Source organism: Enterovibrio gelatinilyticus (genome assembly GCF_028683095.1).
In the GTDB taxonomy this organism is placed as follows: domain Bacteria; phylum Pseudomonadota; class Gammaproteobacteria; order Enterobacterales; family Vibrionaceae; genus Enterovibrio; species Enterovibrio gelatinilyticus.
Map to the genome: position 1 here is coordinate 120333 of NZ_JAJUBC010000013.1, position 26772 is coordinate 147104.

At 47.3% G+C, this 26772-nt stretch carries 23 protein-coding genes; 16 read left to right on the forward strand and 7 right to left on the reverse strand.

Going from position 1 to position 26772, the window contains the following annotated elements; translation table 11 throughout:
* Positions 1–12: 12 nt before the first annotated feature.
* The 9 genes from LRP50_RS13015 to LRP50_RS13055 all read left to right on the forward strand — a co-directional run bounded on the left by LRP50_RS13015 (position 13) and on the right by LRP50_RS13055 (position 8960).
* Entirely contained in the window at positions 13–603 is a 591-nt protein-coding gene (locus LRP50_RS13015; RefSeq protein ID WP_274164897.1) for a TRAP transporter small permease subunit, read from the forward strand.
* On the forward strand, positions 604–1941 hold the full coding sequence (locus LRP50_RS13020) for a TRAP transporter large permease (RefSeq protein ID WP_274164898.1): 1338 nt from the start codon (positions 604–606) through the stop codon (positions 1939–1941). It abuts the gene before it with no gap.
* Between the two features lie 86 nt (positions 1942–2027).
* Entirely contained in the window at positions 2028–2951 is a 924-nt protein-coding gene (locus tag LRP50_RS13025; RefSeq protein ID WP_274164899.1) for a 3-hydroxyacyl-CoA dehydrogenase, read from the forward strand.
* Positions 2952–2981: 30 nt separating this feature from the next.
* On the forward strand, positions 2982–4517 hold the full coding sequence (locus tag LRP50_RS13030) for a UxaA family hydrolase (protein ID WP_274164900.1): 1536 nt from the start codon (positions 2982–2984) through the stop codon (positions 4515–4517).
* Positions 4518–4783: 266 nt separating this feature from the next.
* Positions 4784–5674 (forward strand): LysR family transcriptional regulator, encoded by an 891-nt coding sequence (locus tag LRP50_RS13035; protein ID WP_274164901.1) that lies wholly within the window; start codon positions 4784–4786, stop codon positions 5672–5674.
* A gap of 181 nt (positions 5675–5855) precedes the next feature.
* A complete protein-coding gene (locus LRP50_RS13040; RefSeq protein ID WP_274164902.1) occupies positions 5856–7061 on the forward strand; it encodes an acetyl-CoA C-acetyltransferase in 1206 nt (401 codons plus the stop codon).
* A 13-nt stretch (positions 7062–7074) separates the two neighbouring features.
* Positions 7075–7761 (forward strand): CoA transferase subunit A, encoded by a 687-nt coding sequence (locus LRP50_RS13045; protein WP_274164903.1) that lies wholly within the window; start codon positions 7075–7077, stop codon positions 7759–7761.
* On the forward strand, positions 7758–8438 hold the full coding sequence (locus LRP50_RS13050) for a 3-oxoacid CoA-transferase subunit B (RefSeq protein WP_274164904.1): 681 nt from the start codon (positions 7758–7760) through the stop codon (positions 8436–8438). The genes LRP50_RS13045 and LRP50_RS13050 overlap by 4 nt, the downstream gene beginning before the upstream one ends.
* Before the next feature lie 135 nt (positions 8439–8573).
* A complete protein-coding gene (locus LRP50_RS13055) occupies positions 8574–8960 on the forward strand; it encodes a hypothetical protein (protein WP_274164905.1) in 387 nt (128 codons plus the stop codon).
* An 83-nt stretch (positions 8961–9043) separates the two neighbouring features.
* Here LRP50_RS13055 and LRP50_RS13060 read toward each other — a convergent pair whose 3' ends face one another.
* Positions 9044–9334, reverse strand: coding sequence for a hypothetical protein (locus LRP50_RS13060; RefSeq protein ID WP_274164906.1), 291 nt, complete (start codon positions 9332–9334; stop codon positions 9044–9046).
* 488 nt (positions 9335–9822) lie between these two features.
* On the opposite strand from LRP50_RS13060, the gene LRP50_RS13065 reads away from it, so the two are divergent.
* The gene (locus LRP50_RS13065) at positions 9823–12018 is read left to right on the forward strand and encodes an immunoglobulin-like domain-containing protein (RefSeq protein WP_274164907.1); all 2196 of its coding nucleotides are present in this window, start codon (positions 9823–9825) and stop codon (positions 12016–12018) included.
* A gap of 175 nt (positions 12019–12193) precedes the next feature.
* On the opposite strand, the gene LRP50_RS13070 is transcribed toward LRP50_RS13065, so the two are convergent.
* Both LRP50_RS13070 and LRP50_RS13075 read right to left on the reverse strand, forming a co-directional pair.
* Positions 12194–14368, reverse strand: coding sequence for a hypothetical protein (locus tag LRP50_RS13070; RefSeq protein WP_274164908.1), 2175 nt, complete (start codon positions 14366–14368; stop codon positions 12194–12196).
* Positions 14355–14507 (reverse strand): hypothetical protein, encoded by a 153-nt coding sequence (locus LRP50_RS13075; protein WP_274164909.1) that lies wholly within the window; start codon positions 14505–14507, stop codon positions 14355–14357. The genes LRP50_RS13070 and LRP50_RS13075 overlap by 14 nt, the downstream gene beginning before the upstream one ends.
* A gap of 535 nt (positions 14508–15042) precedes the next feature.
* Between LRP50_RS13075 and LRP50_RS13080 the strand changes: the two genes are divergently transcribed.
* On the forward strand, positions 15043–16506 hold the full coding sequence (locus LRP50_RS13080; RefSeq protein ID WP_274164910.1) for a lactate dehydrogenase: 1464 nt from the start codon (positions 15043–15045) through the stop codon (positions 16504–16506).
* A gap of 62 nt (positions 16507–16568) precedes the next feature.
* Here the strand turns inward: LRP50_RS13080 and LRP50_RS13085 are convergent, their stop codons facing one another.
* Entirely contained in the window at positions 16569–16898 is a 330-nt protein-coding gene (locus tag LRP50_RS13085; protein WP_274164911.1) for a MaoP family protein, read from the reverse strand.
* Positions 16899–17550: 652 nt separating this feature from the next.
* On the opposite strand from LRP50_RS13085, the gene LRP50_RS13090 reads away from it, so the two are divergent.
* Complete coding sequence (locus LRP50_RS13090; protein ID WP_274164912.1) at positions 17551–17709, forward strand: hypothetical protein; 159 nt, start codon at positions 17551–17553, stop codon at positions 17707–17709.
* 80 nt (positions 17710–17789) lie between these two features.
* Here the strand turns inward: LRP50_RS13090 and LRP50_RS13095 are convergent, their stop codons facing one another.
* Positions 17790–18704 (reverse strand): permease, encoded by a 915-nt coding sequence (locus LRP50_RS13095; RefSeq protein ID WP_274164913.1) that lies wholly within the window; start codon positions 18702–18704, stop codon positions 17790–17792.
* A 112-nt stretch (positions 18705–18816) separates the two neighbouring features.
* On the opposite strand from LRP50_RS13095, the gene LRP50_RS13100 reads away from it, so the two are divergent.
* The gene (locus LRP50_RS13100) at positions 18817–19140 is read left to right on the forward strand and encodes an ArsR/SmtB family transcription factor (RefSeq protein ID WP_274164914.1); all 324 of its coding nucleotides are present in this window, start codon (positions 18817–18819) and stop codon (positions 19138–19140) included.
* Between the two features lie 159 nt (positions 19141–19299).
* Here LRP50_RS13100 and nagZ read toward each other — a convergent pair whose 3' ends face one another.
* Positions 19300–20304: a beta-N-acetylhexosaminidase gene (nagZ, locus tag LRP50_RS13105; RefSeq protein WP_274164915.1), complete on the reverse strand. Its 1005-nt coding sequence runs from the start codon at positions 20302–20304 to the stop codon at positions 19300–19302.
* A gap of 141 nt (positions 20305–20445) precedes the next feature.
* Here nagZ and LRP50_RS13110 point away from each other — a divergent pair, with 141 nt between their 5' ends.
* Positions 20446–21540: an anhydro-N-acetylmuramic acid kinase gene (locus LRP50_RS13110; protein WP_274164928.1), complete on the forward strand. Its 1095-nt coding sequence runs from the start codon at positions 20446–20448 to the stop codon at positions 21538–21540.
* 20 nt (positions 21541–21560) lie between these two features.
* On the opposite strand, the gene LRP50_RS13115 is transcribed toward LRP50_RS13110, so the two are convergent.
* Positions 21561–24131 (reverse strand): EAL domain-containing protein, encoded by a 2571-nt coding sequence (locus tag LRP50_RS13115; protein WP_274164916.1) that lies wholly within the window; start codon positions 24129–24131, stop codon positions 21561–21563.
* A 391-nt stretch (positions 24132–24522) separates the two neighbouring features.
* Here LRP50_RS13115 and LRP50_RS13120 point away from each other — a divergent pair, with 391 nt between their 5' ends.
* Together LRP50_RS13120 and tal are read left to right on the forward strand one after the other, a co-directional pair.
* Entirely contained in the window at positions 24523–25515 is a 993-nt protein-coding gene (locus LRP50_RS13120) for a sugar-binding transcriptional regulator (protein ID WP_274164917.1), read from the forward strand.
* Between the two features lie 294 nt (positions 25516–25809).
* On the forward strand, positions 25810–26760 hold the full coding sequence (gene tal / locus LRP50_RS13125; protein ID WP_274164918.1) for a transaldolase: 951 nt from the start codon (positions 25810–25812) through the stop codon (positions 26758–26760).
* Positions 26761–26772 lie beyond the last annotated feature (12 nt).

The window sequence follows — 26772 nt, forward strand, 5'->3', positions numbered from 1 at the left end:
AGGTTGGCAGTAATGAGTGATGAATTAAAAACTCATGACAGCCAGCGCGGTATCACCCAAACAGTCCTGAAAGGGATTGTTTGGGTGAGTGAAATCGCAGCGTGGCTCATTATCCCGATAGTCTTCCTTGTGGGCCTTTCAGTTTTGGCCTCCCTTCTAGACATTGGCAAAATTGCTGAATGGAAGGACGACATCCTACTCTTTGGCTCGCGATTGACGTCAGCAAGTCTTGGTGATCTTCAATGGCACCTGTTTGGTCTTATGCTGATGCTAACCATTGCAGGTGGACTGGTGACAGATTCTCATGTCAGAGTCGATTTTATCCGCCAGAATATGTCTAGCCGAACCAAACGTATCGTAGACACGATTGGGCACATCATTTTTCTTCTCCCGTTTTGCTATGTCGTTGTTGATCTTGGCATAGACTCCACGGCTCGCGCATTAAGGATTGATGAAGGGTCAGACTATGACGGTTTATATGACCGGTTTTTAATTAAATCAACCATCCCAATTGGCTTTGCTTTATTAATGGCCGCAGGTGTTTTCCTTATCATCAAGAACATTAAGCGTTTAATTAAACCCAACCAGAGTGAGGGTAAATAAATGGAATATATCCTCCCGCTATCCATGGTTATTTGTTTAATGATGGGTATTTTTGTTGGCTATCCTGTTGCCTTTGTTCTTGGTGGCGTTGGCGTTGTTTTTGCCTTTGTCGGAGATTTACCATATGCATTTCTCGGCATCGGTGTGTCACGTATTTATGCCGGTGTTATTTCCAACTGGCTTCTTCTCGCTGTTCCCCTTTTTGTTTTCATGGGCACGTTATTAGATAAATCAGGGCTTGCTGAAAACCTTCTTTATTCATTGGAACGCCTTTTAGGGGGTCGCCGAGGTGGGTTAGCAATATCCGTGGCGTTACTTGGCATCATTATGGCGGCAAGTACGGGTATTGTGGGGGCATCCGTCGTTATGCTGGGTGTGCTAGCCTTGCCGGTCATGTTGAAAGAGAAATATGACCCCAAGCTCGCCGTCGGGACGATTGCCGCATCCGGCACCTTGGGGATATTAATTCCGCCCTCCATCATGTTGGTGCTTGTGGGCGATATCCTACAAATATCAGTAGGAGATCTCTTTCTTGCTGCTGTCTTCCCCGGCATGTTGCTTGGCGGGCTCTATATCGGATACATCATTTTCATTTCCATTATCAAACCCGATGTCGCACCCGCTGTGAAGAAAAGGGAAAACGAAGGTTCGCTATTCCTTGCTTTATGTCGAGACCTCTTTGCGCCTTTGGCGCTCATCCTGACCGTTCTTGGCACCATTGCTACGGGAGTTGCAACGCCAACAGAAGCGGCAGGCCTCGGGGTGATTTGTGCAATTATCCTTGCTGCTATAAACCGAAAACTCACGTATCAAAATCTGAAGACATGTGTTCTCGAAACAGGAAGGACATCAGGGATGATTTTGGCCGTTCTTGTTGGTGCGACGCTGTTCAGCATGGTTTTTAAAGGGCTTAAAGGCAATGGAATGATTGAAGCTGCCATCTTTTCATTCGATTTTGGCCCATACGGAACCCTTTTACTTTTGTTGGGAATCATATTTGTTCTGGGCTTTTTCCTTGAATGGGTAGAAATCAGCTTCATTGTGCTCCCGCTTTTCGCCCCGATTATTGCCAATATGGATTTTGGTCTTGGCCTAACACCCGAACAACAATTGCTATGGTTTGCGATGTTGGTGGCGATTAATCTTCAAACCAGTTTTCTCACACCACCTTTTGGCTACGCATTGTTTTATATAAAGGGTGTCGCTAAAGGCATCAATATTAAAACAATATATCGGGCCATTATTCCCTTTGTCATCATTCAGGTTTTGGGTTTGGCTATTGCATTAATTTGGCCGCAACTCACTCTATGGTTACCTCTTACGATCTTGGGTGAATGACATTATTTAACCCTAACAGTGAGACATTCTATTTTGAATGATTTATCTCACAACCAATTAAAGCAGATACTGAAAAGAGAATATTCATGTTTAAAGTCACCGTAATTGGTTCCGGGCTCATTGGCTCCTCATGGGCTATCGCATTTGCTAATGCTGGCTATGACGTTCATATATATGACAGAGATGACACATCCTTTGCGAACTCTGAGCGTTATATCCGACAAGAGCTTGCATCGTTAAACACAAGTGCGAATGCGGATGAGGTCATTCAACGAATCAAGTACACCGCATCGCTGGCTGAAGCGTTAAATGGCGCAGGTTATGTTCAAGAGTCGATTTTTGAAACACTGGAGGCCAAACAAGAGATTTTCTCGGCTATGGATAGCTTGGTGGATGACGATGTCATTCTTGCCAGCTCGTCATCCAGCATTCCCTGTTCGGCATTTTCTGAAGCGTTAAGCCACAGAGCGCAGTGCCTTATCGCGCACCCTGTTAACCCCCCGCACTTGATCCCTTTAGTTGAAATGGTGCCTGCCCCTTGGACAGATCCAAATGTCACGGAAAAAGCCACGGCGCTAATGGACGACATTGGTCAAACCCCTGTGGTGGTGAGCAAAGAAATAGAAGGCTTTATTTTGAACCGACTGCAAGGCGCGCTGCTCAATGAAGCATGGTGGCTATACCAAGAAGGTTATGCGTCCGTCGACGTCATTGATAAGTGCATAAGCGACGGGCTGAGTCATCGCTGGGCATTCATGGGGCCATTTCAAACGATTTCTCACAATGCGCCAGGGGGATTGGTTGATTACGCGGAAAGGTTCAGAGGCTTTAACTTCGGTATCGCTCAAAGTCGTTCCAACCCAACTAAGTGGGATCTTAACGCTGCTAAAAATGCCGCTGCCGAGGTAGATGCGCTTGAGAAAGGGATGGGATTGAAGGATGCGGTTGCGTGGAGAAACGACATGCTTCGTTCATTTAAACAATGGAAATCTAACGGCTCTGAAAGCTAGAGCGTTCGTTTGGGAAAAGGGAAAGTCGCTATGAGCAACCCATCAATAAAGAAAGTCGCACTCCTCAATGAAAAAGACAGTGTCGCACTGGCACTTGAAGATATTCCTGCCGGATCCCGCATCTCGGTAGGCGATCTGGTTGTAACAAACGGCATCCCAAGAGGTCACAAGGTGGCGATTAATGCCCACAGCGAGGGTGATGAAATCACCAAATATGCGCAGGTGATTGGGTTTGCCAAAACGGCTATTTCGGCAGGGGATCATGTCCACAGCCATAATTGTGGCATAGAAGATGTTGAACGGGATTACGATTTCTGCAGTGATGCCAATCGGTTTACGCCTGATTTGAGTCAGGCTGACCGCACCTTTATGGGCTTTAAGCGTAGGTCTGGAAAAGTGGGAACCCGTAACTACATTGGTATCCTGACCAGCGTGAACTGCTCAGCTACCGTGGCAAAACTGATCGCCGAAGCAGTAAAGGAAAGCGGCATCCTCAAGAATTATCCCAATATTGATGGCGTCGTGCCGCTCGTGCATGGTGCAGGTTGCTGCATCAAATCTGATGGCGAGGGATACCATAACCTTCAACGCACATTTATGGGTTACGCTTGCCACCCCAATTTCGCATCCGTGCTCATGGTGGGATTAGGCTGCGAAGTCATGCAAATCTCTCGAATGGTCGAAGAAACGGGCATCGTTGAAGGCGAAGGATTTCGAAAACTCATCATTCAAGATGAAGGTGGGACACGCAAAACGATCCAAGCTGGCGTCGAGCTCATCAAAGCTATGCTGCTCACCGCCAATGAGTGCAAGCGAACAGAGCAGCCAGTATCAGAGCTCACTATCGCACTCCAGTGCGGAGGTTCTGATGGTTATTCGGGGATCACTGCCAATCCTGCATTGGGTGTCGCTGCTGATCTGTTGGTGAGCGCAGGCGGGACGGTAGTGCTTTCTGAAACCCCTGAAGTGTATGGCGCGGAACACCTGCTCACAAAGCGAGCCGCAACGCTAGAAGCTGGGCAAAAGTTGGTAGAGAGGATCAAGTGGTGGGAAAACTATGCTGCTAAAAACGGTGGGGAAATGGACAACAACCCAACGCCCGGCAACAAAGCGGGCGGATTAACCACCATTTTCGAAAAATCATTGGGTGCTATCGCCAAAGCAGGAACCTCTCCGTTGATGGGTGTGTACTTATACTCAGAAAAAATTGATAAGAAAGGCTTTGTCCTTATGGATGGACCTGGTTATGACCCGTGCGCCATCACGGGACAAGTCGCCTCTGGATCAACACTGATTTGCTTTACCACAGGACGTGGCTCGGTATTTGGCTACAAGCCCGCACCTTCGATCAAGCTAGCCACTAACTCCAACCTCTACGAAAAAATGGAAGAGGATATGGATATCAACTGCGGTGACATCATCGATGAAGGCGTTTCCTTGCAAGATAAAGGAAAGGAAGTCTTTGACCTGATCATTGCCGTCGCTTCTGGGGATGCGTCCAAAAGCGAGCAGAATGGGCTGGGTGATCATGAATTTGTTCCTTGGCAACTTGGAGCACAAATGTAGTCAGTTCCGTTAGATTTACAGTCTCTTTTCCACCGCGCTTTGGTTTCGTTGCCAAAGCGCATTTTTTGGTTTATCCCGTATTCAATCGCCGTAGCATGTAAGGCCGACGAAATCGCGGGTAATGACCACCAACCATTCGAATAACTGCTATCCCCCGTGATAACAACTCACTAAATCTGAAAACTGCCCGTGGCGCACGTGCAAAAGTTAACCGAATCTTTTACAAAGGGATTTAGCATATACCTAAACAGCCTCGGAGAGATTTCATGCTCGATAAAATGGCATTCTTTATCTACGTGATCCGCACAGGGTCTATCTCTTCGGCAGCGCGTCAGTTTAATGTCTCCGTCTCTGCGGGAAGCCGCTGGCTACAAGAATTGGAACAACATTTCGGCACTACCCTTTGCCACCGTTCTAACCGCCTGTTAGAAGCCACACAGGCGGGTCAAACTCTCTATGAAGAGTTCTCGCCGATCGTCGACAAAGCCGAGCGCATAAGCCAGAAGCTGGCAGGGTTTCAGGATAACGAAAAAGGCCATATCAACATTGCCTGCACGCCGGTTTATGCCAACCATTATTTGATGGACAAAATCACCGAGTACACCCGACTCAACCCAAAAGTCACGTTCAACATCAACGTCACGCCTTGGGCGCTCGACCATGCGAGTACCAGCGATTTAATGATCAGTGCCAACGCCCGCTTTCAGGGCTACCGAGAAAAAGACTTACTCTTGGTCAAACGAGAACTGTTGGCCTCTCCGTTTGTGGTGGTGGCTGCGCCACACTACACAGAACAACAAGGGCTACCCACCCAACCGGAAGATTTACAGGATCACGCCTGTTTGGTCGCGACCACACTCACGGGCAGTAACGAATGGATCTTCCAAAAAGGCGTTGAAAACATCGTGCTGAAAGTACCGAAAACCATTGAGGTGAATGACAGCGACCTCTTGCTACGCGGCGTCTCCCAAGGTGCGGGGATTGCTTACCTTCCCCAATTCGTCACCCAAGATGCGGTTGAAAACGGTGCGCTAATTCCCTTGCTGCAAGACTTTACAACCAGTACTTGGAGTTTGAACCTGTATTATCACCCCGCTTCGGTGGCCTCGCCCGTCGCCAGTAAATTTAAAGATTTCTTACTGGAAAACCCTTGCTGAGCCCTTTGTGACCGCGTCTTATTGACGCCTTGCTAATAGGGCTTCACACACCTCACTCCCCCCTGCTTTGCATTTTCGCAAAGCCACTTTGAATTTCTGTCTATATCGCCACTCGCTCCCCTTCCGTAAGCTAGAAAGCAGTTAGCAAATAACACATCGCAAGCATGGGAGCACAGGTGACATGGAACGCATCTATATTGTGGCGGCAAAGCGCACGCCAATCGGCAGCTTTAATGGTTCTCTCGCGTCATTGTCAGGCGTTGAGCTTGGCGCACATGCGATGAAAGCCGCACTTGAACAGGTAGACATCACTCCGGATCTTATCGACGAAGTGATTGTTGGCAATGTGCTGACCGGCGGTGCGGGTATGGGGCCAGGCCGACAAGCTGCCATTAACGCTGGCGTTCCAGATACGGTGCCCGCCTACACGCTGAACATGATTTGCGGCAGCGGCATGAAAGTCATCATGGACGGTGCCAGCCACATCCGCGCCGGCGATGCGCAAATTGTTCTCACTTGCGGCATGGAAAGCATGTCCAACGCGCCGTATATCACCTCTGGGCAAATTCGCCGCGGCGTTCGTATGGGCCAACAAATGCAGGAAGACAGCATCATCAAAGACGGCTTAACCGATGCTTTCCATCACTACCACATGGGTGTGACCGCAGAGAACATCGCCTCTCAGTGCAATATCAGCCGCAAAGCGCAAGATCAGTTTGCCTTGCAGAGCCAACAGAAAGCCGTGAATGCCATTGAAAACGGTCATTTCGAAGCGGAAATCGCGCCAATCACGGTGACTGAGCGAAAACGCCAGTTTGACGTCAAAGACGATGAATACCCCAAAGCAAACGCCACCTTTGAAGGGCTTCAAGCGCTGCGCCCAGCCTTCGACAAACAAGGCAGCGTGACGGCGGGCAACGCGTCTGGCATTAACGATGGCGCATCCGCCATTTTGCTGGCATCAGAAAGCGCGGTGAAACGTCACAACCTCACCCCACTGGCTGAGTTGGTGGAATACGGACAGGGCGCCATTGCACCAGAAGTGATGGGACTTGGGCCTGTTTCAGCCATCGCCAACACCTTGACCAAGGCCAAAATGGCCATCGAAGACATCAATGTATTCGAACTGAACGAAGCGTTTGCGGCACAAGCGCTTGGTGTGATCAAAGACGTCGCTGAAGAGCATCAGATCGAACAAGACTGGCTGTTGGAACGCAGCAACCTGAGCGGCGGCGCGATTGCCCTCGGTCACCCGATTGGCGCGTCTGGCAACCGTATTGTCACCACCCTTGTTTACCAACTGCAACGCACGCAGCAAGAGTATGGTCTGGCGTCGCTATGCATTGGTGGTGGCATGGGCACCGCACTCATTCTGAAACGTTGCTAAGGGAATGGACACCATGAAAAAAGCAGCGACCACCCAACAGATTGAACACCTTTTGCATGACGGCATGACCATCATGATTGGTGGCTTTATGGCGACAGGTGCACCAGAGCGCCTGATCGATCTCTTGATTAAAAAAGACATCAAAGACATTACGCTGATCACCACTGACACCGGTTCTCCCGGTCGTGGTTCAAGCCGTTTGATTGCTGATAAGCGGGTGAAAAAGCTGTATGCCTCTCACATTGGGACGAACCCCGAAACGGGCAAGCAAATGAACGAAGGCACGTTGGAGGTTGAGCTGGTTCCGCAAGGCACGCTCGCGGAGCGCATTCGCTCTGCAGGTGCAGGGTTAGGCGGCGTACTCACGCCAACAGGGCTCGGCACCATCGTCGCGGAAAACAAACGCGTGATAGACGTCGATGGGCAAACATTTTTGCTCGAAACACCGCTAAAAGCCGATTTGGCTTTGATCAGGGGCTCAAAAGTCGACCGTCGTGGCAACGTGTTTTACAGCAAAACCACCCAGAATTTTAATCCGCTCATGGCGACCGCGGCAGAAACCGTCATTGTCGAACCTGAACAACTTGTTGAGCTTGGCGAGATTGCACCTGAAGCGGTTCATACCCCAAGTATTTTTGTCGATCATATCTTGGTCGATCAAATCAATGTCGATCACATTCAGGCGGAGGACATGCAATGACAGCGCAATTAGATAAAGACACCATCCGCCACCGCATTGCATGGCGTGTCGCCCGCGAGATGAAAGACGGCGATGTGGTTAACCTTGGTATTGGCTTACCCACACTGGTTGCCAATCATGTCGACAAAGAGGTCGAGTTGTTACTGCAAGGGGAAAACGGCCTGTTGGGCATTGATCAATTGGCGTGTGAAAACACCCTAGATGCCGATCTGGTGAACGCTGGTGGTCAACACATTACTGCCGTACAAGGGGCGTGTTACTTCAACAGCGCCGACTCTTTCGCCATCATCCGTGGCGGTCATGTCGATGCCACCGTATTGGGCGCACTACAGGTCGATGAACAGGGCAACCTCGCCAACTGGATCATTCCAGGGAAAATGGTGCCGGGCATGGGCGGCGCAATGGATTTGGTCGTCGGTGCCAAAAAGGTCATTGTCGCGATGGAGCATTCCGTGAAAGGACAGCCAAAGCTGCTGAAGCATTGCTCTTTACCACTCACCGCTGCGAATCAAGTCAACCTGATCGTGACAGAAATGGGGGTATTTGAAATCAACGAACGTGGCATGGTGCTCACTGAGCTTGCCCCTGAGTTTTCCATCGAAGAGGTTCAAGCAGCCACGGAAGCCACGCTTCTGGTATCACCCGATTTAGTGCCGATGCAACTGCCCGTTAGCTAACGCATTCGCATCATTCCGGAACAAGTATGCATAGATAAATTTGACTCATTCAGTACTCAGAAAATAGGATATAAAGGCGCGTAATAATCATGTTCCGTGACATGCCTTATACCTTCATGAGTAAGAGCAATCCCAATGTCTAATGTCGTCCAGTTCTCTAAGTTTGGTGGTAGCAAAAAGACCAACACAATCCCAGCAAACACACCGCCAAACCCTAAAGCGCTAAGGGAACAAGCCGCATTGAAACAAGATAATCAATGCTACTTCTGTGGCGCACGTAAAGAGCCCAAAGAACTGCACTGGCTGGATAAGGTGGGCTTTAAGCAAAAAGCGCATGTTGTCTGCGGTACGTGTGGCTCTGAGGCTAAATCACGTTCAATGGACGAACTGAGGATCATCCTTGCGCTCAAGGCGATGGATTTCAGAACCGTGAAACTCAAGCAGTACCTTGAGCTGAGAGAGAAAGGCGTGCAGATAGACGGTGTCCGTGATTACAAATTCCACTTTGAAACGATTGAGTGATGATGAGAATAAATACACATACCCATGAAACTGATACATGGGTACTTTTCTTAAAGCGTGTCCCTGTTTTCTTCACGCTTATATCACTCAGGCAAATCTACACCGCCCTCGCTCGCCGTAGTGCCGAACAATCGCTCACAATGGATCCAATCGGGCGCCTGATCTTCGCTCTTACTGACATTAACGACACACTGGCCAGTTAATAAACGCACTTCCGTTTCTTTCTTCAAGTCATACTGCACTTTCCATCCGTAGATGAAATCCGGTAAACGATACGCATACAGTCCCGCAACCGTAACAACAACCAATAATATAGGAACCACTATTTTCTTGTTCTCTTTTGCAAAGTCTAATAAAACTTCAAAATTGCTCATTCGCATTTCCCTGCTTTGAATATGATCCCGTCGCTCTGCCAGTATACGGGCATAAAGTGAATATAAAAGTCCATTGGCTGGAAAAGCAGCCTTTTAAAGGATTGCTCTCAAGCGACAAAATAGTAGAGCACTCACCCAAGGATGAAACCAGAACAAACGTGCCTATATACAAAAGCATCGTCACGGCTGTCTGGAAACTCATTATATGCCTGAGTTTTTATTGTTCAACACGGCGACTCCTGACATTCCCCTGACGTTTTTTCATCATTGCCCTGATATTTCGCCTACATCCCACCCCTACAATTCGCGCCGATTTTCAGTGAGTTACACAGAAGAATTTTGTATAGCCTTGTCAGAATAGTGGACAAGGCGTGATCGTACTTCCATGTAAAAAAAGCAGACATAGATTTCGCTTATGTCTTTTAAAAACATCCCGTAACTTACTGGCGAAAATACCTGTCTCTTCTTTTTTAAGGAATAAAACGGCCATGACGTTCAAGCCGAATGCAATTTGTGCTGCGCTCTTTCTGGGCTTAGCGAGCTTCTCTTCTCACGCTTCTGTGTCAGCTGTAAGCGGCGACGATATGGTGAACCCTAAGGGTGGCGTTGTTGTGGGTTACTGGCACAACTGGTGTGATGGTGCAGGTTATAAACGCGGCAACGCACCGTGTGTCACGTTGGAAGAAGTGAACCCAATGTATAACGTGGTCGACGTGTCTTTCATGAAAGTGTTCGATACCGCAGAAGGTCGCATTCCTACTTTCCGTCTTGACCCTATGATTGGCTTGTCTGAGCAAGATTTCATTAACGAAATCGCTGAGCTAAACCGTCAAGGTCGTTCTGTCTTGCTAGCTCTTGGTGGTGCGGATGCACATGTAGAATTGAAGACTGGCGATGAACAAGCATTTGCCGATGAAATCATTCGTCTTACCGACCTGTACGGCTTCGATGGTTTAGACATCGACCTAGAACAAGCGGCGGTTACCGCGGCAGACAACCAAACCGTGATTCCTGCTGCACTGCGTATGGTCAAAGACCACTATGCAGCGCAAGGTAAAAACTTCCTGATCACCATGGCACCAGAGTTTCCTTACCTGACCGATAGCGGTAAATACGTACCCTACATAACGGCTCTGGAAGGTTACTACGATTGGATCAACCCACAGTTTTACAACCAAGGCGGCGACGGCATTTGGATTGATGGTGTGGGCTGGATCGCACAAAACAACGATGAGCTAAAACAAGAGTTTATCTATTACATCTCTGATTCGTTGATCAACGGTACCCGTGGCTTCCACAAGATCCCGCACGACAAACTGGTATTCGGTATTCCTTCAAGCGACGATGCGGCAGCAACCGGTTTTGTAAAAGATCCTGCCAAGCTATATGCGGCCTTTGGTCAGTTAAGTAACCAAGGTCAACCACTTCGCGGTGTTATGACATGGTCAGTAAACTGGGACATGGGAACAGATGCAGCGGGTAACCAATACAACGAGCAGTTCATTAAAGATTACGGTCCATTTATTCACGGTCAAACGCCACCACCACCAGCGGAAGGTAAACCTGTGTTCAGCGGTGTGATTGACGTTCGCGTTCGCCACGGTGATGAATTCGATGCCATGGCAGGCGTTTCTGCGATGGACGAAGAAAATGGCGACCTGACCTTTAGCATTGTGGTTGATGGCAGCGTTGATACCTCGCGTTTGGGTCAATACGTGCTGGTTTACAGTGTTTCTGATGAAGACGACAACGAAACCAAAGCAACGCGCACTGTTGAGGTTTACAGCCAAAAACCTGTTTTCTCTGGCGTGGAAAAACTTACCCTAAAACTGGGCACTGAATTCGACGCAATGGCAGGCGTAAAAGCCACTGATGCAGAAGATGGCGACCTAACCAGCACCGTATCGGTTGAAAGTAACGTCGATACATCCCTTGTTGGTAAATACAACATAAGTTACAGCGTCACCGATAGTGCGCTTCAAACCGTGACAGTAGACCGCATGATTTCTGTTACCGACGGCAGCACCTGTGTAAACGCATGGGATGCCTCTGAAGTTTACAACACGGACGATATCGTGAGCCATGCAGGAAAAACCTGGCAAGCGGGTTGGTGGACGCGCGGTGAAGAACCTGGCACAACGGGCGAATGGGGTGTTTGGCGCGAAACAGGCGACAGCGATTGTGGTGACACAGGCACACCCACGGCAACACTGAAACTGTCAGGCGTGAAAAACACTTACACAGCCAACAATGGCAGTATGACGCTCGATCTTTCTCTTGAAAGCAACCAAGCGATGACCGCTGAGATCAAAGTAACAGGTGCGTCGGTGGTGTCTGGCGGTGAAACTCAAGTGTCCGTTGATGGTAAGTTGGCTGTTTCTCTGACGTTGAGCAATGTGGAAGTGGGTCAGTATGCCGTGTCTGTTGTTGGTAAAACCGAAAGCGGCACAACTGTACAACAAAACGCGGCATTTACCGTAAAAGATGAAGCAATTACGCCGCCTCCTGGCGGTGAATACCCTAATTATGTGTCTGGTACTGCCTATGCAGCGGGCGACATGGTAACTGGCGTGGATGGCAACATTTACGAATGTAAGCCTTGGCCTTACACCAGCTGGTGTGCCAATGCGTCTTACGCACCGGGTGATAGCCTTTACTGGGCTGATGCGTGGGATAAGCGATAACAAAACCGCTGACGGTGATCTATGTTCATCATGAATATCTCCTGCATGAACATCTTCAGCGGTGAACTTCAGGTGAACCACTGAGGGACAGAACAGCTAAACAAGAAAAGCGCCAGATATTCTCTGGCGCTTTTTCCGTTGTAACTCCCAAGATCCTTCCGCGTTGACAGCCGCGCTACTGAGTAACGCCAGCTATTACTGAAGGGTCACCTTCAACAATCGGCATCGTGCCAATATCGGCAGAACCCGTAACAGAGGTCGGTACTGCAACCGCTGGGTCACTCAACGTTAGCGCCGAACATTGCCCTGTCGCACTCTGCATCGATTGCTCAATTTCACGCGCTTTTATGACATACTCGTTGGAAGCGCCCATTAATACACCATCCGCTAACGAAAATTCAGGCGTATATCGCTCGTCTGTTTGAGAGTACGGAATTCCCCAAAAATCGCCATTCCCACCGTAATTAACGAGGAAGGTTTGCCCCGCAAAATTACCAGCATTCCCTGAACGGTCATTCGCATCGGCGTGGGTATAAGCAAATTGAATTGGCTTTTCAAAACTCACCACATCTCCACTGCCATCAGTGATCGCTGTCAACTGATTCCAATTCTGAAGGCCCGTCTCCCAGACATAGTACTCAGTCACAATCGAAGGATCGTAAATGTCATAGGAGTTAGTTACTGTCGATGTCACCATCGGCCCACTTCTTACGCCCCAACTGTGTGGCGTTGAGTTGATATCGTTTTGTGTCAGGGAAGCATCGTAACGAACTGGCTCAGAGCTATTCACACTCACCAATGTCAACGCATTACCGCCAGAAGTACTAAAGGTAAACTGTCTTTGGACACCATTGGTTTCAAAAGGCCCGCTCCACGTGCCTAAATCACCAATAGCCAAAGTACCAATAGGGCAATTATCGTAACAGTACAAGGTGACAGACCCACCATTCAGTAATTCGCCAGACCCTGTTTCACTGCCATTGACGAAGCTTTGCTCATAGTACGTCAGTGATGTTTTACCTTGTAGATACTTCACTTCACCACCGAGTTGCTCGGAATACATGTACAAAGATTCATTACTCGACAATACGATTTGTGTCGGGCCAAATGCGGTGATCGTTGGTCCATTTTGTCCCCAACTGAGCTTGCCCGTTTTATAGAAACCATCAGATCCCACACTGTCTTGAGACGCCGTCATGTAACTCACTACCCACTGGTCAAAGCTGCTATCACTGAACACCGAATTGTCCCAGTATGAAAAGCTAACCCCACGCGCATCCGATAAAGACAGGGTTTTCACTGTGTTCTTTATGAGTCGGCCAGGTGCAGTGACGACCGTATAGGGCGTTTGTACGCCCCCATCATCTTTGACGACCGTCTCGCCATTCGTGACAGCACCTTCAACTTCACTCCACAGCCCCCAGTAACCAATGTACCCGTAGCTGTCGTAGTTGGCGTCGTTAGCACTGGCATAACGAATAGGGAAACCTGAGTTAACGTCTATTTGCGCTCCGGTGGATGCATTAAACAAATCATAGCGATTCACCGAGCTATCAAAAGCCGTTCGGCTAAGACACGTGCCTGTATTGTCGCCCGACTTGTATGGCAAACTACTAAAATCACTCGCATTTTGGAGTAACACATTGCTTGAACTAAACGATAATGCATAAGCGCCACCGTTATCTGATGACGTTAAAGCAATACCGTCAGATCGATCACTCGACATCACAACACTGGCGCTTTGGGTATATGTACTTGCTCCGTGTTGACTCGACTCATACAAGGTAAAGCCAATAGAGCCTTCCACCGAATCAACAGTCAGCACTTCACCGCCGCCTAGTGCGGTTAAGTCAGAAAAATTATCGAAGAAGTCAAAATTGAAGGTGAACTGACCAAAGGGATCAGAATCTGATGCTCCCTCAGTAATCACGGCTTTAAATCGAATGGCTTGTTCATCCGACCCCGTACCCATCTCAGGGATCCAGACGTTGGCAATCAATGGGGACGAGTCAGACTCTCGAGTCACATTTGCTACCGCTTTCAAGTACGATGGCGTATTACTCGCCCCTGATGACTGACCTGTCGAGCCATCTTCTGAATCATCAAAACATGCACCCTCATCGGCAAGCACCAGATAAGGCCCAGAATTGGCAAATTCCGTCATATTGAATTGAGCCGTAAAGCACAAAATACTATTAACCAGTTCAATCGGTTCCAGCGCTTCGTTCCACACATAGCTCTTCGTCGTTGCATTGGAGTACTCAGTTCCTGTGTCGTTAAACGCAGCCATAGAAATCCCTGACCACATCATTGACGAAAGCAATAGGCATGCTGTGTTAGTCGTTTTCATTTGTCACAACCTCCAACTGCTGTGGTAATTGCAAACTGCTGGTTGAAGTCGTACTCGCCGCAGTAGAGCCGCTGTCACCACACCCCCAAAGCACACTGCAAAACGCAATGATACCGATGAGCTGAATTACACCTTTCATACAAACACCCCTTACACGTCCACCTTCCAACTAGAGATTTCCATCTCATTATTGAGATTCAATTTAAGCCTAGTTTTTATGTGGAAATTAGCGACAAAGAAATGCCACACATTTAAGCTCACGCTATTAACTTGATTTAAAAGATTTTTCTTAAGTCAGGAAAAAATAGGAAAATTAAGAGGCTATAAAAATCAATTTGTTGAAGGTTAATTACTGACCAGCAATCTAGACGTACACAAGCAAAAGTGTGACAAATATCACCAAATAAACACATATGGTAAATTAGGGATGAAAAGACAAATAGAATGCCGACGAATGTGATCATGATCTGCTGATGGATATTGCAGGTTTCATAGACTGGGCTCAGAAACGTTAACAGGACATACACAATTACTATTACAAATTTGCTGGTAGCCCGAACACAATCAAGTGAAATAGCAATAGTGAACTTCTTTTCATAACCCCTTATGGTTGGCGCGTTTTCACATAACGAACAACCAATCAATACGTAAGAAAAATAATCCGAGGAGGACTGGTGTCTACAGGGAAGCTACCGTTGGCGGCAGATGGATTACAACTCAACTTTTGTAAAACATTGGCGTGTCGAAACTTTGGATTGAGTGACGAGAAGCATTACCTGCTTCAAGACACAGATCCGTCTCGCCCCGGCTTGGTGTGCCGTGAGTGTGGCGCCTTTCCTCCTCTCCTTAACAACCATGCAGTGCGTAAAGAATTTTCACGACTCAAAAAACAAGATTCTGGAAATTTAGCGGCTTGCAGTACCGATACATGCATTGCTTACGGTAAGCCGGTGCTTACACATCGTGAGCTTTACCATGCATTTGGCTATAGCGGGGAACGACAACGCTATCGTTGCAAACATTGTCAATCGACGTTTGTAGACCGCTGGTCTAATGCAAATCCAAAGCTAGATTTGCAACAAAAACTCCTCGGGCTTCTCTTCACCGGTTATCCCGTCCGAGAGATTTGCCGCCGACTGCAAATGAACCCAAAGACGTTCTATGATCACCTAGACCAGATTGCCGCGCGATGCCGCAACAAACTGGCCAGTGTTGACGCCCGTTACTTACAACTCGCCAAAGATGCGCCACTCGCTTCCACCCTTACAACGCTGCAACCACGCAGTGAAAATGGTGTTATGTGGTTAGCCACTGGCGATGCTACCCACGGCTATGTGCTCTTGCAAAACATCAACTATTCGCCAGAAGAGGATAAACCTGACGAAAATGCTGATGTCTATATGCCCAACACAAGGCGGATGCCTGACAGTTTCTTACATCTTGAGGATGGCCCAGAATCCGCACAAGACACCTTGCTCAATCAGGTCAACGCCAAGTATCAAGAAGTCCTCTCTCGCAGTAATGTCGAAGATTTATATACTCGGCCGATCCATATTGACTACCCGTCGAAAGGGTGTTTGATTCGTCCTCAATACACGGCCTACGCGCAGTATTTACGTCTACGCGAACTTGTTCCTCATTGGGACGAAATCACGCTGTATCTTCCACAGGAGCCCCTGTTGCGCTCCGCGGTGTTTAGTATTTTCAAAGACAAATTGCTAACAAGGCAGTGCCATCCCGTCTATGTAGAACAAAACGAAATGTGGCAAGAAAACGACAACGCAGAGAACGTCGATATCATGTTGCTAAGCTGGTGGAGAGACCGATGGGCGTTTACACAAAAAGGAAAAGCGGAAAAAGCGATATGCCATTTATGGCGAGAAACGGGAAAAGAGCATAAGTGGCTACAACAAGCCAGCACCTTCAGGCTAGAAGAGTATCAAGCCCGCTTTCATATAAACTTCCGCTCGCTGGTTGATGAACCAAGAAGACGGCTTCGCCCTGGTGGCTTGCTTCCATTGTTGGATATATTCCGTGCGTGGAACAATTTATGTCATCAAAATAACGAAGGGTTCACGCCAGCACAGGCGCTAAACCTCACGAGACAACCTTACACATTGGCTCAATTACTGGGGTAACCTTTCGACGACAAAACAAAAAAGCGAGCCCAAGGCTCGCTTTTTTTCATTCTGAAATCTGCTTATTCGTCCGCTTCTGCTTCTGAATAATCTTCCGCTGCGCCATTGCGAGACGTTGAGCAGAGGTTATAAACCACATGCTTGTGGTTGATCTCTCTTAGATACTTTAGCCAACAAAGCGCGTATTGCGTTTCCGCAGCACGACGGCCATTGATCTCATCAACAAATTTTTGCTGTTCTTCATCTTGTGGAACCATGGTGCCTTCAAACAGCGCTTTCATGGTACGGCCACAGGTTTCCAAAAGTTGCGATTCCTTTATGGTGAAATAGCCGGATCGAGCAAAACCTTTTGGAAAATGCCTGTCATCAAAAAACCTTTGACCACTAAACATTATTTAGCTCCTTTACATACTTTGCGCAATATTCTTCATTAAACCATTAAGGTGTAAAGCAAAATATTATTAATCTGACAATAAAGAATTTTAATTCTTATTGCGTTATAGCGATGTTTTGGATGCTTGTCGAGCCCTTAACACCACTTCATTGGTTAACTTTAAACGTAAGGTAGCCAATAACTTTTGCTTGGTCGAGCCTCAATGAAGTAAGTTATTGTAACAATGTGAAAAACATCATCATATAACAAAAATTATGCCACTTTTCTTCAAATTTACGCCCGCCATCACACATTAAAACTGAGAAGCCACTACTCTACATGCCCTGTTTTTACAGGGATACAGCCAACATTCAGTGCCTACTACAAAGGTAGACAAGAACGTAAAAAGAAGTGTTAAAAAAAAGAGACGTTATACATTGATACAATCAATTTTTTTAATCAATCACGATGAATTTTTTTGCTGTATTTAACTAACACACTAGAACTATGCTTGCTTTGAATTGGCGTAACGCAAACGCCAAAGAAACTTCATCAATATGTCATGTTACTTTGGCTATATTTAACAAACATGGACTTATCGACGGGAAGCTATATTTCCCTTGAATTCTAAGCCCCAACCAAAGTAACGAGAAAGAACAGGGTAAAATAAGATGGCCAAGTGGGAACAGTGGCTGAAAAACGACACTAATCGAAAAGAGAAAGTACATTCTAAGTTCAACGACGAATTCGGAGACGCTCCTCAACGCGACAAGAAGCGCCGTAAACCGCGCCCAAGTCGACCATCCCACGAGGATTACCCGTTCGATTGATGACAAAAAGCCAGCGATGCAACGCATCACTGGCTTTTATTGTTTACCCTCGGCTTATGAGCTCACTGCCTACAGGCTGGTTAGAAAAAGATCCCGTAGCTATAGCCAGTAAATACTGCCATTCCCAGTACCACTGCGAGAAAAGCAATTATCATCTGATTACGAAACAGTGACTTGAGCAAAATCACTTCCGTTAAGCTCGCGCCTGCACTGCCGATCACCAGCGCCATAATTGCTCCCATACTCATGCCTTTTGCTGCCAATGGCGCACTCAGCAAAATCACCGCTTCCGCACGAATGTAGAGTGGAATACCTACAATCGCCGCAAATGGAATCGCGAACGGGTTGTCATTACCCGCATAAGATGCGATCCATTCAGTTGGCATCGCCCCATAGATCAGCGAACCAATACCGACACCGACCAAGATATATGGCATCGCCTTTTTGAAATCTTTCCAAACGCCTTGCCACACTTTCAGCCATTTATTTACGGGTTTTGCCTTGCCACCACATGACGCGCCACATCCTGACGTTTTCGCTTCAGGTTCAACATACGCTTCTTCTTTCACGTACTTTTCGAACCCAAGCTTCTCCAATAGGTATCCACCTATAACCGATACCAGTAACGCTGACGAGAAGTAGTAAACCGTGACTTCCATTCCAAACGTGACCGCAAACAGCCCAATGATCATTGGGTTTAGCAGTGGGCTTGCTAGCAGGAATACCATCATGGTGCCAAAACCCGCTTGTGCACGAATCAATCCCTTTAGGAAGGGAATGGTCGAGCACGAACAGAACGGCGTAATTGCCCCTAAGAACGCTGCCATAAAGTAGCCCTTGCCGTTCTTACTGCTAAGGATGTTGCGGATCCGTTCTGGCGGAATGTACATCTGCAATACACCCACAAAATAGCTAATTGCCAAAAACAAAATGGTAATTTCCACTGCGAGAAAGGCAAACATGCCGAGCGTGGCGGTTATAACGTCAGTATTCATAGTTACTCTCTTAAACTATATTTCTAGAATGATCGAAATATAGTTATCTATAGAGACGAGATCAAGATATTTCTGGTATTATCGAAATATAATTTTTCCGAAGGCTGGTTTTATGGAACTCGACGCAGTAGCAAAAGCATTGAAAGAACTGGGACATCCTACCCGTTTAACCATTTTTAGGCGCTTGGTACGCTCAGGCTATAACGGCATCGCCGTGGGTGAAGTTCAAGAGGATCTCGGCATTCCCGGCTCTACGCTCTCCCACCACCTTTCCAGTTTGATGTCAGCCGGCCTGATTGCACAACGTCGAGAAGGACGCGTTCTTTACTGCGTCGCTCAGTTTGAGCAATTGGAGGCGGTATTGGCGTTTTTGCAGGATGAATGCTGTGTTGATGAAGGACAAGAGCCAGGAAGAGAAGGAAAAGCCAGGACATAGGTCCTAGGAAAAGCTAAGAGCGGACAAAAAGACAAAAGCGAAAAAGAAAGTAAGCTATCAGCATTTTATCTTCGCTCTTTAGCTCCGCTCTTCCTAGCCACTAGGACCTAGGACCTTCTCTTCCGCTTTTTGCTTTTTCTTCCGCTCTTGCTCTCAAGTCTAGCTGTTTTTCTCTTGCCACTGCGTATTGAAGGCCATCACACGTTGTTGCACTTCACGCCATTTTGTTGAGCTTTGTAGCTCTTTGACGGAGAACTGCGTTTTCTTCAGCAACGTTGATGCTTGTGGTACATCACTAATGGCGATGTTATCGAGCACCTCTATCGAGGATTGACGATTGTTGCAAAGCAGCAACATGTCGCAGCCCGCATCCAACGCTTGTTGGCTACGCTCGGCAGGGCTACCCATCACAGTAGCACCTTCCATATTTAGGTCATCGGAGAAAACGATGCCTTTAAACGCCAGCTGTTCTCGAAGTATTTTCTTCAACCAATACGGTGAGCCACTGGCGGGCAATACGTCATAGTGGGGGTAAATGACATGTGCTGGCATCATGGCATCCAATAGGCCTGCATCTACTTGGGCTTTAAATATCGCCATGTCTTGCTCAAACAGATTGTCTCGGTCATCGACAGGGCTCTCTACGTGAGAATCAGCCAAAACCGCACCATGACCAGGAAAGTGCTTACCTGTTGTTGCCATACCTGCGTCTTTCATTCCCGCCATAAACGCCGTAGAGAAGCGAATAACCGTCTCGTTGTCGTCACCAAATGCACGGCTACCAATCGCTTTGCAATCAAATCCACGATCTAGCACAGGCGCAAAACTCAAATCAAAGTCATGCGCCATCAGTTCTGCTGCCATTAACCAGCCTGATTCACGAGCCAGCACGTCACCTTGTGGCATAAGTGCATAAGACTGCGCGGGAGGAATAATTGTAAATTGCTCTCTGAATCGCTGAACACGTCCGCCTTCTTGGTCAACGCCAATTAAAATTGGGCGTTTCGCTGCTTTGCGGATCGATTGGTTCAGCGCAGCAAGTTGCTGGCTATCATGAAAATTACGCGAAAAAATAATCACGCCGCCAACAGTCGGATGTGCCAATAACTCACGCTCTTCTGCGTCTAGCTCACATCCTTCCACATCAAGCCACAATGGGCCCATGGTGCTCTCCTATTAGATAAATATCTCTAGGGTTAATACTACGATGAGTCACATCTTCAACACAATTTCGATCACCAATTTCTTTGGTCTGTGAGAGACTTAAGTTATCAAACTAAATCAAAAAGAGGCTTATCCGTGAGCATGTATATTGGCATTATGTCCGGCACAAGTTTGGATGGTATCGATCTGGTCGTAGCAGATTTCGAAAATCATTCCGCCCAACTCCATCACCAAGCCATGTATCCCTTTCCGGAAGAACTCAAATCCAAACTCATTGCCCTAAGCCAAGGTGTACCTGTGACCTTGCAAGAAATTGGCACCATTGACCATTTTCTCGGCAAAACTTACGCCAGAGTGGTCAATCAATTCTTAGGCGAAGCCGGACTGAACGCTAAAGACATCACTGCCATTGGCTGCCACGGGCAAACGGTTTTTCATCAACCCGATGGGCCTATGCCCTTTACCATGCAACTTGGCGATGCCAATCTCATCGCGGCACTAACGGGGATCACGACAGTGGCTGATTTTCGCCGAAAAGACATGGCTTTAGGAGGCCAAGGAGCGCCGCTGGTTCCAGCGTTCCATCGCTATCTATTCGGTAAATCAGATCAAACTCGTGTGGTGCTTAACATTGGCGGTATCGCCAACATTTCAGTACTTGCCCCAAACACACCTGTGATCGGTTTTGACACAGGCCCTGGCAACATGCTGATGGACAGCTGGATCGATCAACATCTTCAGCAACCCTACGACAAAGATGGTGCTTGGGCGGCATCAGGGACGGTCAACATAGCCCTTCTAACCCAAATGCTGAATGACGACTACTTCGCACTGTCTGCGCCGAAAAGTACTGGGCGAGAGCGTTTCCATCACGGATGGTTAACAGCGCAACTTGCGCAGTTCAGTCAAGCAATATCACCAGAAGATGTACAAGCAACGTTGCTGGTACTAACTGCGCAATCTATTGCCAATGAGTTGAGCAACGACGATGCGGGAGAGTTGTTAGTGTGTGGTGGTGGCGCAAGAAACACCGCACTGATGAAGGCATTGCAAACCGCCCTTCCTCGCTGGCACGTTATGCCAACCGATGCCAAAGGCGTAGAGGGAGATTCATTAGAGGCACTTGCGTTTGCATGGCTCGCACGACAAGCGCTCAACGGCGAACCTGGCAACCTTCCAGAAGTCACAGGCGCAAGCCGAGCATGCCGTCTCGGTGCTATCTATCATCCGGACTAAGGATTCATCGAACAGATGCATTACCCCGACTGAGAACCCATTCGACGTGAACGTTTGGTCGGCATTGGCGTTTTATCACACGTCCGTTTAAGGTACAGCAAGTATTGGCTGAAACTCAGCGGGCGTGAGTAATGATAGCCTTGTGCGATATCAACACCATATCGCTTAAGTACTACAGCGGTTTCTAAGTCTTCCACGCCTTCCGCAACAACCATTAACCCCAATGATTTGGCCATTTCTGTCGTTGCTCGAACGATGTTTTGCTGACGTGGGCTGTTCGTTAAGGTTTGGATGAAACTGCGATCAATTTTCAGCTCAGTAAACGGTAACTGGGAGAGATACGTCAACGAAGAATATCCAGTCCCATAGTCATCGATGGAGACTTCAATGTCGTGCTGTGACAGTTTTTCAATCACATCATTCAATCGATCATAATCTGACACCATGGTCGATTCAGTGAGTTCAAGTGACAGTGTTCCAGTGGGTACATTGTAGTGATGGGCAATGTCGGCCACTTTATCGACTAAATTCGGTATCGCGATATCTGAGGCACTGACATTAATAGACAAACGACGGCCAAAACCAAGTTCAACCAATTTACTTTGTTGATAGAAAGCGCGCTTAATCACCCAGATGGTCAGATCGTTAATCATCCCAACTTCTTCCGCGAGCTTAACGAACACTTCCGGTGAAACTTGTCCAAATTTAGGGTGTTCCCAACGAAGCAATACTTCTGAGCCGTGAATTGAGCCCGTACGTAAATCAATCTGAGGTTGGTGATAAAGCTGCAACTCATCGTTGTCGATGGCTTTTCTTAGGTCAGCCACCAGAGACATATTCAAAGTTCGATTGAAGTTGTTGAGTGAGTCGTAGGCGTTGACTTTATTATTTGACGACGAGGTCTCCGTTAATGCTTGCAGTGCCTTGTTGAACAGCACGTCCGTGCGGTTACCATCTTTGGGATGCACGCTGGTTCCAATGGACCCTTGTATCCGAATCGCAAAATTGTTCAATTCAACATAGCTGTCTAGCTCGTCAAGAACACTGGCCAATAGAAGCTGAACTTTTTCCTCATCCGCTGACAGCACAATGAAGCCAAACTGCCCTTCCTTAATGCTGGCGATGCGATATGACTGTCGATAGCCAACTTCGAGCACATGCACTTCATCACTGTCCAGCGCCGTATCCAACCTCGAACAGACCTTACCAACAAGATGCCGCTTTTCTTTGTCTGACATATATGGCGCAAGGCTTGAGAATCGCGCAATCTGAAAACAACACAAACTGAAACTCACGTTCTTGCCAATCAAGTTTTCAATTTCTAAACGCAGCACGTTCGCATTAGGCAGATCTGAAATCGCATCGTGCGTAAGTTGATAGACAGACTCTTCACGCTGATGGCGAAAGCGTTCAGCAAGTGCTAGCGCCATACACAACACGGCAAGTACAGTACCCAGCATAAACGCATAGCGAGATAGCAAGGTGTACTCAATGACCCCCGTCACCAACAACGGAGGGAATATGCCAGCCACTACCAAAGGCAACCACGAAAACATGAACATGCCGCTCCAACGACCACCCACATTCCAACGTCGCCAAATCAACACGCCAATAAGACAATAAAACACAGGTTGAACAGCGATCAAAAACGTTCCAGATATGTGTTCAGGCAGTACAAAGGACATCAACATTAGCCCGAGAAGCACCATGATCCCGTAGTGAACGATTTGTTTCAGCAAGGATTGCACTTTGTGCACTCTTAAATACAAATGTGCGAATAGCAGGGACAACAAAAACAACCCAAAGGTCAGAGCAACAACGTTGTTACTAAAAAAGATTTGAAGGGCTGGTGGAAACAAATAGATACCAAAGCCGTGAATAGCGCCCAATTGAACCATGGCTGTTAATACATAACCGGCATAAACGAGATAGACGCGTTCTTTCAATGAAACGTAAACAGCAAGGTTATACACCGCGACTAAAATCATAATCGCGATAAAGCCTCCCCATAACGTATGAATCAATTGAGCAAGTAAATTGAATTCTTCTGCATCCATCAACCAAATGGGCATAACAGGAATGCCCGTCGAATAAATGTGTAAATAGATTGTCGACTGCTCAAAAGCATCAAGTGTAAAACGGACAGAAGGCGGCATGTTCCCTTGGCTATAGCCTCTATCAATGCTGTCACCCAAGTTCCATTGATTGATCTCTTCTCCGTCTGGGGTGTATTGATAGATATTGAGTCTGTCTATCATTGGTGTGTCGAAATACAGAGACATATGGCGATGGTCTATAGCCAAATTCTCTAGATCCATTTTTACCCAATACGACTTGTTCCCTAATTTCCAAGGAATATTCTTAGGGTCATCAATTCTCCTAAAAATGGCGGACTCTTTAACATAGCCAAGAATATGACTGTTGGTGCTATCAACAAAATACCCATAGTTCACACTGATGTTGGGAGAAAAAGATGACAACGAAGGAAACAACCCACCAAAGCGGATGCCTGCAATGATAAAGGTAACAACAATCAGTAACGTGACTGAAACCCAAAGAGAGCGATTCGGTATGAGAGACTGGTACCTCATGCAATCACCCTCCTGTAGAAGTGACGTTGCAAAGGGATGAATCTAACAACAATAAGAATGCCAACCCATATAGGAATATATGGTTTCGGTGTAACCTTCATAGACAACCCAACTAACAAGCGACGAAATCAAAAAGTAATGTGATGCGTTCAAATTAATTTTCTTCACTGGCAAAAGAGTGATGTGTTATGTGCCAGAAATATTTGAATCATATACTCTCAATTTAGATACGGATGACCACTTTTTCAAACAAGAAAGCTGGTCTAAGCACAAATTATCGACAATTTATGACCACCCCCTCCAAGTGAACAGATGTCCGAACATCAAACATTTGTTCACGCTCAAAAAAGTCAGTAGACTAAGCCAACTCCAATCTGAGTAGGACGTTACAATGAGCACCACGCGAACATTGAGTAGCAACTTTGAAAGTCTGCTCGACGACACCAACCTTCTCACTGAAATCGCGATTCTTTACTACCAACAAAATACAACGCAGGAAGAGATATCAAAGAAATTTGGTATTAGCCGCGCCAAAGTAAGTAGGCTGCTTAGACGTGCTCGCGAAGAAGGCATTGTGGAAATAACGGTGAAATTCCACCCGGTACATAGTGCGCAACTCGAACAACGTTTAATGGAAAAGTTTAACCTCAAGCGCGCTTTAATCGCCCTTGACCAGCCCAGCGTACAAGAGCAACGTACGCAAGTGGCCACCCTGGTGTCTTCATTTCTCGATGGAAATTTACAAGATGGTATGGTCGTCGCGGTGGGACAAGGTCAAAACGTGGCTGCTGTCGCGGACCAACCCGGTATTGTTTCACACCGTAACGCCCGATTTGTTTGCGCAATTGGTGGTACACACCGCAGTGGTGACATCATCAATGCAGACCACATCTGTCGCCGCCTTGCCAAGAAGTTCGGGGGCAGCAGTGAAACCTTATATGCCCCTGCATACGTTGATACGCCTGAGATCCGCGATGTTTTTCTCAATCATCCAAACATCAATGAAACATTGAACCAAGCACGCAAAGCGGAGTTTGCGCTTGTGGGCATCGGTGACATGGACGAAAACAGTCACATGGTTAAGCTAGGGTGCTTTTCTGCCCGTGAATTTGTCGAGGCGAGAGTCAACGATGGCATCGTTGGGGATATAGGCGGATTCGACTTCTTTAAACTTGATGGAAGTCGCGCCAACACCCTGATGCGAGATCGTGTTGTCGGCTTGGAAATGCAAGACCTCACCAACATTCCCAATGTTATTGCCATGGCAAGTGAAAGCCGAAAGGCACTGTCAATTCTAGGCGCATTAAAAACCGAAACCATTGATGTGTTAGCAACCAGTGCAAGTTGTGCAATGGCGCTACTGAACATGGTCGACAATGGTTAATGATTGGCGTGGCGATCACACTCAATTGGCTAGATTTCCAGCCCCCTTTCAACACATTTAGTGATTAAGGGTAAAATGAGTGAGATCGTCGTGATATTTATCCAATGATAGCGTTGACTTTGTCGCACAAAAACACAAACATAACCCTATCATTTGCTCAGGTGTGTTGCATTTGTTCAACCTGTTACTGACTCTCTCGAAGATCGCTATTCAAACAGGTTGCTAAAAATGCCACTGGGCGCTTGCAGGCTGCCAAAGCAGTCATTGTGAAACTCTACATTAAAGGTTTAAAAGATGAGCACGAAACTCGAACAATTACGCAAGCTCACAACCGTGGTTGCGGACACTGGTGATATTGATGCGATTGCGAAATACCAACCACAAGATGCCACCACTAACCCTTCATTGATTCTTAAAGCCGCCCAAATTCCTGAGTATGCGCCTCTTATTGAAGAAGCGATTACTTACGCAAAATCAAAAAGCCAAGACGCCGACCAGCAACTTGCTGACGCGAGTGACCGCCTTGCTGTTAATATCGGTAAAGAAATCCTGAACGTCGTTCCTGGCCGTATCTCAACCGAAGTTGACGCACGCCTTTCTTATGATTTCGAAGGCAGCGTGGCGAAAGCACGCAAACTGATCAGCATGTATAACGAAGCGGGTATCAGTAACGATCGCATCCTGATCAAGCTGGCGTCAACGTGGGAAGGTATCCGTGCAGCAGAAGTGCTAGAGAAAGAAGGCATCAACTGTAACCTGACGCTGTTGTTTTCATTCGCGCAAGCACGCGCATGTGCAGAAGCCGGTGTTTACCTTATCTCTCCTTTCGTTGGTCGCATCATGGACTGGTATAAAGCGAAAGAAGGCCGCGATTTCGAAGCGTCAGAAGATCCAGGTGTACAATCTGTGTCTGCCATTTACGATTACTACAAATCTCATGGCTACAACACTGTCGTGATGGGCGCAAGCTTCCGTAACATTGGCGAAATCTTGGAATTGGCTGGCTGTGACCGCCTGACTATCAGCCCTGACTTGCTACAAGTTCTGTCTGAAGAACAAGGTGAAGTGGTACAAAAACTGTCTGATGACGTAGAAGTTCAACAACGTCCATCGCCAATGACACACGCTGAGTTCCTTTGGGAGCATAATATGGATGCGATGGCAGTAGAAAAACTTGCCGAAGGCATTCGCAATTTCGCGGTTGACCAAGGCAAACTAGAAGTCATGATTCGCGAAAAGCTGTAAACTCGCAAAACA